At 58.1% G+C, this 11,262-nt stretch carries 12 protein-coding genes; 1 reads left to right on the plus strand and 11 read right to left on the minus strand.

The annotated features are described in order from the left end of the window. Positions 1–21: 21 nt before the first annotated feature. From AB6803_RS31680 to AB6803_RS31730, 11 genes are all read right to left on the minus strand, one after another. Positions 22–432: an HK97 gp10 family phage protein gene (locus tag AB6803_RS31680; protein WP_371112570.1), complete on the minus strand. Its 411-nt coding sequence runs from the start codon at positions 430–432 to the stop codon at positions 22–24. 252 nt (positions 433–684) lie between these two features. Then, positions 685–2,967, minus strand: coding sequence for a hypothetical protein (locus tag AB6803_RS31685; protein ID WP_371112571.1), 2,283 nt, complete (start codon positions 2,965–2,967; stop codon positions 685–687). 51 nt (positions 2,968–3,018) lie between these two features. Further along, complete coding sequence (locus AB6803_RS31690; RefSeq protein WP_371112572.1) at positions 3,019–3,243, minus strand: hypothetical protein; 225 nt, start codon at positions 3,241–3,243, stop codon at positions 3,019–3,021. Beyond that, positions 3,240–3,596 carry a hypothetical protein gene (locus AB6803_RS31695; protein ID WP_371112573.1) on the minus strand — a complete coding sequence of 119 codons (357 nt, stop codon included), beginning with the start codon at positions 3,594–3,596 and terminating at the stop codon, positions 3,240–3,242. Before AB6803_RS31695 ends, AB6803_RS31690 begins: the two co-directional genes overlap by 4 nt. Then, positions 3,596–4,093 (minus strand): DnaT-like ssDNA-binding protein, encoded by a 498-nt coding sequence (locus AB6803_RS31700; protein ID WP_371112574.1) that lies wholly within the window; start codon positions 4,091–4,093, stop codon positions 3,596–3,598. The genes AB6803_RS31695 and AB6803_RS31700 overlap by 1 nt, the downstream gene beginning before the upstream one ends. 71 nt (positions 4,094–4,164) lie before the next feature. Then, the gene (locus AB6803_RS31705) at positions 4,165–5,136 is read right to left on the minus strand and encodes a DUF2184 domain-containing protein (RefSeq protein ID WP_371112575.1); all 972 of its coding nucleotides are present in this window, start codon (positions 5,134–5,136) and stop codon (positions 4,165–4,167) included. Between the two features lie 3 nt (positions 5,137–5,139). Further along, entirely contained in the window at positions 5,140–5,610 is a 471-nt protein-coding gene (locus AB6803_RS31710; protein WP_371112576.1) for a hypothetical protein, read from the minus strand. Positions 5,611–5,638: 28 nt separating this feature from the next. Then, positions 5,639–6,775 (minus strand): DUF2213 domain-containing protein, encoded by a 1,137-nt coding sequence (locus AB6803_RS31715; protein WP_371112577.1) that lies wholly within the window; start codon positions 6,773–6,775, stop codon positions 5,639–5,641. A 53-nt stretch (positions 6,776–6,828) separates the two neighbouring features. Beyond that, the gene (locus AB6803_RS31720; protein ID WP_371112578.1) at positions 6,829–8,229 is read right to left on the minus strand and encodes a DUF1073 domain-containing protein; all 1,401 of its coding nucleotides are present in this window, start codon (positions 8,227–8,229) and stop codon (positions 6,829–6,831) included. 47 nt (positions 8,230–8,276) lie between these two features. Continuing rightward, positions 8,277–9,761: a phage terminase large subunit gene (terL, locus tag AB6803_RS31725; protein ID WP_371112579.1), complete on the minus strand. Its 1,485-nt coding sequence runs from the start codon at positions 9,759–9,761 to the stop codon at positions 8,277–8,279. Further along, positions 9,718–10,065 carry a hypothetical protein gene (locus tag AB6803_RS31730; RefSeq protein WP_371112580.1) on the minus strand — a complete coding sequence of 116 codons (348 nt, stop codon included), beginning with the start codon at positions 10,063–10,065 and terminating at the stop codon, positions 9,718–9,720. The genes terL and AB6803_RS31730 overlap by 44 nt, the downstream gene beginning before the upstream one ends. A gap of 290 nt (positions 10,066–10,355) precedes the next feature. Here AB6803_RS31730 and AB6803_RS31735 point away from each other — a divergent pair, with 290 nt between their 5' ends. Continuing rightward, positions 10,356–11,159: a methyltransferase gene (locus tag AB6803_RS31735; protein ID WP_371112581.1), complete on the plus strand. Its 804-nt coding sequence runs from the start codon at positions 10,356–10,358 to the stop codon at positions 11,157–11,159. Positions 11,160–11,262 lie beyond the last annotated feature (103 nt).

The raw sequence follows: 11,262 nt of genomic DNA on the forward strand, positions 1-11,262 counted from the left end.
GATGTTGAAAGTCCAAGGTTATCAGGTCGTCTCGCGGACGGCCTGCCCGACGATGTCGCGCCATTCCTGCGCGGCGCGGCGCACCATGCCGTGCCCCGCCTCGCCATCGCGGCCATATTCGACCTCGGCTGCATAGGGCGCGGTAAAGCCCATATAGATCATGCCGCCGAGCGGCACGCTAAGGCTCGCCGGATTGACCGCCTCGGCATCGGAATCACCCGATGCATCGCCGGAGGATGCTCCGGCGTTGACAACCGGCATTGCAGAACCGGAAACCTGAAACGAATTCACCAGCGCGCCGCTGGCATCCGGGGTTCGTTCGATGACAGTTTCGGCCAGCAGCCGGGTAGACGTCTGGACCACATCCTCCATTCGCCGCTTGGTCTTTTCGGCCCAGGCAGCGATAGAGGCGGAGAAATCGGAAGAGGCCATGTCGGATACCCCTATGCAGCGCAGCGTTACGGACGATCTTCGTCCACCACGCAAATACGCTGCTCGAAATTCAGAAGGGTCTGCTCGCCGTAGCGGGCGCGGATTGCCTCTTTCGGCTTTGACGCCAGACCACGGTTTTTCTCAAGTCAGGTGAATACACCAGCTAGGGCGAGAGATTGCTCCATTGGAGTCTGAGCTAAGAGGTAAGTGATCTAAGCAAATCAGACGCAACAGCTAGATCGACTTTGAACATCAGGTAAGACTACCGACATCGTAGACGCCACTAACGACAAACGTCGAGGTGTTTGTGAAACTCGTATCCGTCAATGGCTGGTCACCCGTTGCAGAAACTGCATACAGATTTATCAAAGCCGTGCCTGGAGCAATGATCGCATGGTTTGTTACATAATTTGCCATCGTTATTCCGAACGTATCAGCGACGGCGTATTGAGTAGCATTTGGAGTGGACAGACCACTAATCGTGGCGGCACCAGTTGTGGTACCTTTGCTCGATAGCGTTAACTGAGCAGAGAAGAACACCACATTGCCAACGCGCGTAAACTTGCCAGTCCTAGACGTATAGGTAATACCCGTCGTATTGCCACCGAATTGCAGAGTTGGCGTCCACGTACCTGCCATATTGGAAGTAGCTGCGCCTACAGCTGTAACACCGATGCCAGCCCGAGCAGCTGCCTGAGTCGTACCACCTGTGCCGCCAGATGAAATAGCCAAGGGGGTACCTAATATTTCACCAGTTGGACCCATTGTCCTAAAGAGCTGGAACGTAATCGGGCTGCCAGCTGTGCCAGTCGCACTAAGGTATTCAAGCAGCTGACCCGTGCCAGGGTTGAATTGATATAAGGCTGCATATCCGTTATTGGCATAAATCCAGTTAGCGCCATTATAGTAACAGTTGAAACTGAGACCTTGAACATTATTAGATGTAAATCCAACCCCGACACCAGCGGGAACCTGTAAAAGTGCACGAGACGCAGTATTAACAGCACCTCCGAAAGAATGCTTACTACCCGTACTAGAGTAATGAGTTACGTTACCTTTGTCGTCAGTATAGTCGATGTGTTCGCTACCATTCGAGAAGAATGGTGCAACAGTCGCACCGCGATCGATCAGAGTGACTCTACCCTGAATTGTACCTGATGCGTTGTTATTTGCATAGTAACCCTGACCATGAGTCGAACCCCATGTCGTTAGATTCACGTCGAGAAAGACATTCTCCGCATTACTTGCAACCGCGACGTTGAAAGCAGGTAGTCCATTAGTCAAGAGAGACGATGCAGCGATGTGGAAACGACCGGAACACCAGCCACTGCCGCCGAGGAATACACCCTGCTGACCTGATGCAAAGCAAAAGGCTGCCCCCATAGTGAGTGCCCAAGATTGATTATAACAGACGATATCGATACCGGCATTGTTCGAGCCGTAATATGCACCGACAGTCAAGAGACCGCCGTTGTAGATACCCATGCCAGAACCACCGGGCAACCGGGAATCCTGCTTAGTACCGCGCGCAATAATTGTGCCTACTGAGGCAGATGCCTGAGAAGCAAAATCACAGATGAAACCAGCCCAGCATTCATCTGCAATGACAGCTACACCATTGACACAAGACGAGGTCAAGATATCGACAGCAGAACCCTGCTTGAACGTGCCATTGACAGTAACGTGTTCACCACAGCCGCAGTTCTTGCCGTAAACCGTGCCAAAGGAACAAGCAATGGGATAGGCGTTACGCTGATTGAAGACGTCATAGGGTTTTTCAGGAGAACCGTCACCTGTGAAATCGAATGAAGCAAAAGCCAGGCCGACGTCGAAGCTATTATAGAATCGACCACCACCATGGCTGAAATTAGATTGGATAAGAAACGCTACACCCATGGCGAGAGCTAGATCAGTTACACGTGAGCATCCCGGAACATTTTCGGCATCATGATCCCACGAGATTGTATCTGCTGTCCAAAAGTTTTCAGCAGATGGAAGAACAATGACCATAGGCTTACACCAGAGGCCGTGACGATCCATCTTGACAAGAGACGAACCGTACCAAGTAATGTTGGGCTTAGATACGGTAATTGTATCGTTGATCAACCAAGTGTATTCAGCGCCAAGCCAATCGACAACAGTATAATCTGAGTCGACCATCTGCTGGATGGCATAGGTATCATCGTGTACACCATCACCCTTTGCGCCGAACTGAAGTGGATTGACTTTGTGAACGTCTACGAGGTCGCCGTTTTCGAGCGAAGAAATTCGTGTAGACAATGCAGTATCAGCCGCAGCGCGAAGAGAAGCTTCATCTGCAATTCTCTGGATAACCGACTCACTATTGATGATAACATCATCCGCACTCAAATGACTTACATTGATGATGTCGTGATGATTCATATCTATATTTGAGTTCATCTGGTTTGGGCTAGACCCATCCCGAGAAATAGTATTGTCAAATGCCGCCTCAATCAAGCCGTTATTCTGGTTGATTGTAGTTGCGACTACGTCTGAAAGACTTAATTTGCTCATTGTTTCCTCGCGTTGTTTTAGGTTAATACTTTGTTTCGGCGCTAATAGAATTTACGAAAGCCTCAATTTGAACTCCCGGAGATATTCCAGAAGCACTAAGAGCTGTATGGCAATAGCCTGAGTTTTTCTTCTCGTAGTAATCTCAACAAAATCAGCAGTTTGAGCCTCCTGATCCTCGGCAACTTCAGAGGATGGCGAAAGCCAGTTGAGCAAGAAGATTGAGCGAACCAGCAGCCACAGAGTCAGAACCGCCCTGAAGCGAGCCAGCGCCGTCATCGCCTCACCCGCAGCTGCCAAAGTACCGTGGTTCCACCCGGAGCCAACGGCTGGATATCGACGATCGCATACTCGACACCACCGATCAGCAATCTGTCGGAAAGTACCGGCACGATCGAGAGCCCAGCGGTCGAGAGATAGACCATCCGGTCGCCGCGCTGGATCAGCGTGTCACCGACATGCGCTTGGGCGTAATCGAGATCGACCAGCATGCAGGCGAAGTCCTCGCTCGTCTGCACGGGGTCGTAGTCCGGGCCGGAAGATGCAATGCGCCGGAGTTGGCCCTGCTGGCCGAACCTGGCAATCAGCCTCTCCGCCGTCGCGCGGGTTTTCTCGTAGTCAAAACCAGCCATCACACCACCAGAATGCCCGGCAGAACCGGACGCAGGAAGGGATAAAGCAGGCCGTCGAGCATGGTCAGTATCGGTCTTGCGGCGGCGATGTTGTCGTCGAGAGAGCCGGCAGCGGCATACTCCGTCTCCAGCGGCCCGACCTTCTCGCGCTTGACGGTCTGTGCCGCCCTGACAACGGGGGTCAGGCTGCCGGGATCGGTGAGTTCGACCACGGCAACCTCATAGGCGGCATAGGTCACCGGCAGCGGCACGGCATCGTCGGGGATCGCCTCGTCATTTGCCGTCACAGCCGCCCTGCGCGGCCAGGACAGTGGCTGTTCATAGCTCCCGGTACGAAGACCGGGGAAGCGCGGCTCGTAGAGGCCATCCACGACCTGCGACCCGCGCACCAGCGCAGCCATGCGATCGTTTTCACCAGCCGCAGCCCAGGCCACATTGCCTCGATCGGCAAAATAGAGATCGGCAGCGTCGAGCGTGCCGTAGAAAGCTGCGGGCATGAGAGCTCCAGTCTATCAATGAAGAAAGCGGACGCTCCTCCCTCCGCCGAAACGGAAGGAGGACGCTAAGCTCACGCCGCCGCCGAGATCTCATCGCCATAGGCCATGGCGGCCGGCAGGCGCACTTCCGTGCCGCCAGTGCGGGCGATGATGCCGGTCTCGAAGCTCATGATCGACTTCTGGCGCGGCTGCAGCACGCGACGCGGCATCGGCAGATGGAAGCGCAGCACCTCCGGATCGCGGCGATAGACCACCATGCGGCCACCGCCGTCCTGCGACGCGGTCGCAAGCTCGCGCAGCGGCTGGATATCCAGCGGCAGGCCAGTTTCGGCGGTATAGACGTTGCCCCGGCGCAGGAATTCCAGAACGCTGATGTAGCCATCGGTATCGGCAAGTCGCTTTGTGGCGATCAACCGAAATGCTTCCGGCGGCAGGCGCAAGCTGTCCACCCACTCCACTTCGCCGGTGCTCAAGCGCACGCCGCCGATCAGGTCGTTGACATCGCGCAGGATCTGATCCGCCGTCTTGGCCGACCAGAAGGTCGAGGAACTCGCGCCATCTGCGGCGACATCGACCCGCGACACGTTCGGATCGTTGACGAAACCGGTCCAACCCTTTTCCGCCGAACCGACCATGGCGACGGAGTTCAGCAGCCGTTCGATCTTGTCGGCGGCAAAGATCGCGTTGGAGGCGTTAAGGTCGAGATTGTAGAGCGCGGCCTGATTGACCTCCTCCAGGTTCCATTCCCAGCCGGAGCCGATCATCGCGAAGTCATGGCTGGCGCTGTCACGCGTCGACTGGTTGAAGGGCATGTCCGTGCCGGCGCCGGAAAGGAATTTCGCCTCGCCCGCGCTGTCGACGGTAAAGAACGTCGTGCCGGCCGCCCATTCATTGCCCTCGGTGACAACGGGCACATGAAGTCCGTAATTAAAGGTCGGATAGCGGCGCTGATAGATCCGCGTCTCGATGTTGCGGCCTTGCGCGATGACGAAGGAATAGGCCGCCTGCGCGTCGGCGAAATGCTGTCGAACGAACTGGTTCATGGATTAGGCGCTCCTGTGCTTCAGCGAGATTTCGACGATGTCGCCGTTCCCACCGCTCGTGTCGAAGAAACAATCGGGAATGGGGCCGACGATGCCGGTGCCGGCCGCGTTGACGTAGGCGTTGGTGGTCGGGCTGTAGTAGACGGCATCGCCGTCAGCGACCGTACCGCCCGCCCGCACATACATCTGGCCGGATGTCAGGAAGGCGCCGGTGACGAACTGCGCATAGCCGTCCACCTGCGTCGCGCCGGGCAAAACGGTTGGCGTCAGCACGGCAATGCCGAGGAACTTGCCGCCGGCGGCAAAGGGCGCCACGCCGTGATCGGCGAGACCGCGCTGCACCGGCTGGCCAAACTTGATGCCGGCGGCATTTTCCACCGTGCGGCTGATCTTGTTGGATTTTTCCTCGGAAGCGATCTGCCCGTGCAGGCCCTTCTGAGGAGCGTTTCCATAGGTGGTCTGATAAGTCGCCATTGAAGCGTCTCCTTTTTCGTTGATCTGGTTAAACGGGATTGGCCGGCTGATGCGCGGACTGCAGGTCGCGCACCATGGCTGCATAGGCGCTAAAGGCCGCGGACATCGACGTCTGCGGCGTCGTGATGCCGTCCCTGACCGCGGCAACGAAGAGATCCGGCGTTTCACGGATCGCGTCGGCGAGCATGTCGAAGCGCGCATCGATATAGGCCTCAGATCTGCCTTCGACCGCACCTTCGCCGATCTTGGCGACGACGACCGCCTTGCGGATCGCCGCATCCGAAAGGCCTGTGGTCTTAACATCACCGACGATTGCCCTTGCGAGCCCGATGAGATCGGCGCGAGCCTCGGCTCGCCGTTCGATCTCGACATCGCCCACAAGGCTCGCCTTGACGGCGTCAAGCTCGGCATCACGGACAGCAATTGCCTTCTGATAGGCGGCATCGGTCGCCGTGATCTGGGCCTTGGCATCGGCAAGCTGTCGCTGGAGTTCCGCGACAAGCTCCGAGACCTGATCACCGATTTCGATCCCAATACCATCGACGATATTTGTCCCCGTGGGCATCATCCCTTCCTTGTTTTCGTGCTGATCGGAAATGGGGCGTGGGGCTGCGAGAGGAGCGCAGCCCCACGGTGCGGCGACATCGCCGATGCGGACTTTCGATCCCGCTCGGCCACGGCGCACAATGGCGATATGATTGATACGAATATTCTTCTGGACGGCGTCATAGGCCTCACCGGCGGACGTCACGCCCGCGGTGAAATCGAGATCGCAGACATAGCCGGCAGAAAGCTCCTGCTTGCCGCTCTCGATGTCCTGGATCGCCGCCTCGTCGCTGACCATCAGCGGCACGCGAATAAAGATGCCCTCGCCGGCGATCTCATCGCCGGTCTGCCCTACGGAGTACTTCTTCCAGTTCTCCGAGGTGACCATTTCCGGCGGGTGTTCATTTGTCACCGGCCGGTGAGCAGCACTCTTCAGCGTGTCCTCGGAAAACACTTCCGTGCCGGGCCGATAGACGCGCACGATACGCATCTCCGGCCAGCCGATCTCCGCGCCAAGATAGTTTTGAATACCCGTACGGGCGACCCGGGCGTCAGCGACAAGATAGCCGTCCCCGGTCCGTCGCGTTCCCGCGACGGTGACAATGTCTGTGAAGTTCATGATTGAATATTCCTTGGTCGGAGCCGACTTTGGTTGATGGATATGTCTTCAGCCTATGAAGAGGCTGCATCAGGCGCGGATGCCTCAGACGCAGCATTCCCTCGTAGAGTTTCCACCGAGGCTGGCTCTGGCTGATCGGCTTGAACTGATCCTCCGAACGCAGCGATCGCCGCCTCCAGCCCCGGCAGCGATCCGTCCTCGACCAACGTATTCACCAACGCCTCGGACAGCGCCTGGCGCGGAATAATCTCCTGCCCGGTGGATGAGCCGAACAATGCGCGTGCCGCATCGGCCTTGGTCTTGAATATCTCGGCCTTGTCCTTCTCGCTCATCTGCTCCAGCGGTGCCCAGGAGGCGTAGATATCCGGATCGCGGGCGCCAGTGGCGGAGCGGATAAGGCATTCATCAAGGCGCGACATGGCGGGCGTGAAGTCGAGCTCCTGGATCGCCTGAATCCGATCGTGATAGTTCTTCATGTCGGCGTCGCCAGTGGCGTTGAGACCAGCCGGGGATTGGCCGAGCAGACGCGTGACCGGAATATCGGCGGCACCGGAGACGATCTGCAGGAAGGCCATGAGGATATCCGTGAGACCGGAGAGCGGGGCGTTCTTGCTGTCGTATTCCTCCTCGGCATCGAGGATCAGCGTACCGTTGACGCCCTTGATGGTGTTGGCGAGCGAATAGCGGCGCAGCACGGCATCCTCATAGGCCTGGTTGCCGATATTGGCCGAGAACTGCGGCACCTTGATAATGTCAATCTTTGCCTCGAAGACGAGGCTGGCGATATTGGCAGCCGTACTGTCGGCATTCTTGATGGCATCCAGGCTGGCCGTGAGCACGCTCTCGCCCCAGCCATGACTGCCCTGCCCCAGCGCGCCGCCGAAATCCTCGTCCGGCGCCATGGCGCCATTGAAGATCACCAGTCGAGACGGATGGATGGCGACCTGCGCGCCGCTTGAGCCGGTCAGCGTGTAGAACTTCGGCTTGCCATACCATTTCGAAGTGGGATCGCGTTCGATCTCTCCGGCGGCAAGCTGGCGACGCGTCAACACGGTCAGATGCTTCAGGCCATCTTTGCCGACGCGTTCGATATCGAGCGGCCGAGAGGGATCGGCATCGCCGACACCGATAAACAAAGCCGCGCCACCAAAGAGACGCGCCTTCTTGGATGCCTCCAGCACCTTGCCGCGGAGATTCAGCCGGCGCTCTTCAGCCTCGATCGAGCCGATCTGGCCGCTCTCGGCCTGCCAGTTGCGCCATTTGCGGCAGCTATCCAGCGCCGGGATATCGACGATCTTCCGAGGCAGCCAAGACCCACGATAGGCGGCGATGATCTGCTCATCGGTGAGCAGCGGCTGGGTATAGAAGACCGATGCCGCCTTGTCGCGCTCCGTCCCCATGCGAGACGCAAGGCTCACCAGCCCATCGCGAACCATCGAGAGTACGTGTCCCATGGATTATCCTTTGGCATGTCTGTGAAAGAGAGGTCTGCGATACGGGCCTAGAAATTCTTGAAGCTGAAGGAGGAGCCCAGCGCCAACTCGTTCAGCGCGTCAGCAAAGGCATCCACCTGATCGTCGAACTGCGCATTCGGAAAGGCGCAGATCTCATCGAGAAATGCCTCGTTCCACTCGCCGCGCAGCAATTTGACATTCCCAGCCTCCGCCTGTGCAGACGCCGGCTTGGCGCGTGTCGCCTTGTCACCGGTGATGGACAAGACCTTGATGGGAAAGCCGGCAAGCAGCTTGATCTTCGTCTCGGCATCGGCCTTACCGGCAGCACCCGGATCCTGCGGCATGCGGATCATCACCGTCGGCCCGTCCTGCGTCGCCATGTTCTTCAGATTGCGCTCGACCTCTGCCGGCGACCAACGGCCGCGAGCTATGGTTTCGACATAGAAGATGCCATCGGCTTCAGCCATGCGCAGGCCGACCGTCCAGTCCGGCTGACGGCCCGGACGTGCTTTAGACGCTGCGAAATCCCAGGCACGGCAGCATTTCGCTCCCGCTGGCACAGCATCGACGATCTCGAAATCACCACGCTGGAACAATCCGCCCGAACGCGGCGATGGCCGCTGCTGAAACTGGCCGGCGACGGCATAGGAGCCGAGCGGCACCTTGTCTCGCTCCACGACAGCACGCGGAAATCGCTCGGGAAAGAGCAACTCGCCCTCTTCCGTTCGTGGATCTGTAAATCCGATCGATGTCCGGCAACAACGTTCAGGCTCGAACTCCATCGGTAGCATCAGATGCTCATAGCCAAGCCCAAGCGCCAGGATCGTGCCGGAAACATCAGCTTCGTGCAGCCGCTGCATGACGACGACGATCGCCGAACGCTGCGGATCATTCAGCCGCGTCGGCACGGACTCGCGAAAGGTACGGATGGTCGACAGACGCTCCGCTTCGGATTCAGCACCGTCGACCGAATGCGGGTCGTCGATGATCACCCGATCGCCGCGTCCGCCCGTCAGCCTTGAAAACGGCACGCCCTGACGAAAGCCGGTGCGTTTATTGGCAAAGGCCATTTCGCCCGATCGCGTCAGCCTCACCCGGTCACCCCAGAGTGTCTGATACCATTCAGAGGCAACAAGATCGCGCATGCGCCTGGAGTCACGCTTGGCATAGTGCTCCGAATAGGAGGAGCCGAGATAACGCAGCTCCGGCCTGTTCTTTGGACCCCATTCCCAGGCCGGCCAGAAGACGCCGCAGAGAAGCGACTTCATCGTTCCCGGCGGCACATTGATCAGCAGCCGCGTGATCTCGCCTGACGTCACCGCCTCGAGATGTCGGCAGATGGCATCGATGTGCCAGCCATGAACATAATCGACAGAAGGCTCGACCACATGCCAGGCCTCGCGGACGAAACCGGCAAGCGGCTGACATCGCTCCCGAATCCTCTCGGCATCCGCTGCAATCTGCCGGGCAAGCTCAACCCGCTCGGCATCAGCCTTCCGCTTCGCTTTCTCCTCGCGGATCGCCGCCATCATCGCCGCCGGGCCTGGCAAGCGGACCGAAGAGGGATTCGAGTGTCGCAAGCTGCTCATCCGTGGCGTTGGTTAAGTCGATCGTAAAACTTTGTCCGCCTTTGGCTCCATTGCCCGGGCGTTCACTCGGCTTCTGGTGAACATAGGATGCGGCGATCTTCGCCATTTCATCCCGTCGTTTCTGATCCGCCTCATCGTCGCGCATGACTTTCAGCATATAGTCGAGCGGCGTATCGCCGGCGGACACGGTTTTGCGTCGTCGGGCACGCGGCTTGCGCGGCGCGACGGGCCTGTCGGCTGTAGACATGCTGTATGATTTCCGATGGAACGTTGAAAGGAACAAGCGGCTGAAAGTGATCTGCTTGCGGTCAACAGTGCGTCGCTGCAACTGTTCTCATCATGCCTAAATCAATACCCCAATTCGGCGCTGTTGGCGACACCCTTGATCGAGAAGACGGCTGCAAGGATTGGGAAGTCTTTGATCCACAGACAGATAATTATTTGAAATTACATTGGAATATTGCATTCTCTCGTCCGACGATCAAAGCAAGAATACTCTCCTTTTCCGTTGAAACGGCGTTAGCATCAGACAAACGAATGACCAAGAAACAGGATGGACCTCAACCCGATCAGGATCTCTCCCATATCCGCACGATACCGTTGCGCAAAGGGGAGCCTATCGACAGCGGTCACAAACCGGAGGAAGCGGCGCAAGCCGTAGCCACGATCGACGCAGCGCGGACTTTCATTGCCGCCCATCTTCCCGTTCTGCCGGTTCCATCGATTCCTGAGATCCGCCTGCACAAGGCCGGACCTCAAAGCGGCTTACGGTTACTCGCCGAGCGGGACGATGCATTCGGCTCACCCTATTGGGCACATTACTGGGGTGGAGGGCTGGTGCTGGCGCGGTATCTTCTCGACCGACCTGATATCGTTGCCGGCCGCCGCGTGCTCGATCTTGGCGCCGGATCCGGCATTGTCAGCATCGCCGCCGCAAAGGCAGGGGCAGCCAAGGTGATTGCGGCCGACGTCGATCCTTATGCTATCGCTGCCATGGAGTTGAACGCCGCTCTCAACGGAGTGACGATTCTCCCTGTCCTTTCCGATCTGACGACCGGCGAGCCACCCGCCACGGATATCGTCTGTGTCGGCGATCTCTTCTATGAAGCGGTACTTGCCGAGCGCGTAACGATCTTTCTCGACCGTTGCCTGGAACGAGGCATCGACATTCTGATCGGAGATCCATGGCGCGCTCACCTACCGCGTTCGCGGCTGCGCTTGCTAGCGGAATATGCCGTGACGGACTTTGGTGACGCAGCGGGAAGCACGAGGTCGAGCGGAGTGTTTGCCTTTGAAGGAACCCCATCGCGGCAACCTCGGCACGTTGGGGCGGCATCCTAGCACTACTTTGGCAGAATTGATTTTGGAGCCATTGGGAGCCGGAAGCGAATTCGGCAGTGCGGACATCGCTCAGGGGCTGGCGCAGGTGATAGTGCCTTGATGA

It is taken from the genome of Rhizobium sp. RCC_161_2, from assembly GCF_041355235.1.
Lineage (GTDB): Bacteria > Pseudomonadota > Alphaproteobacteria > Rhizobiales > Rhizobiaceae > Rhizobium.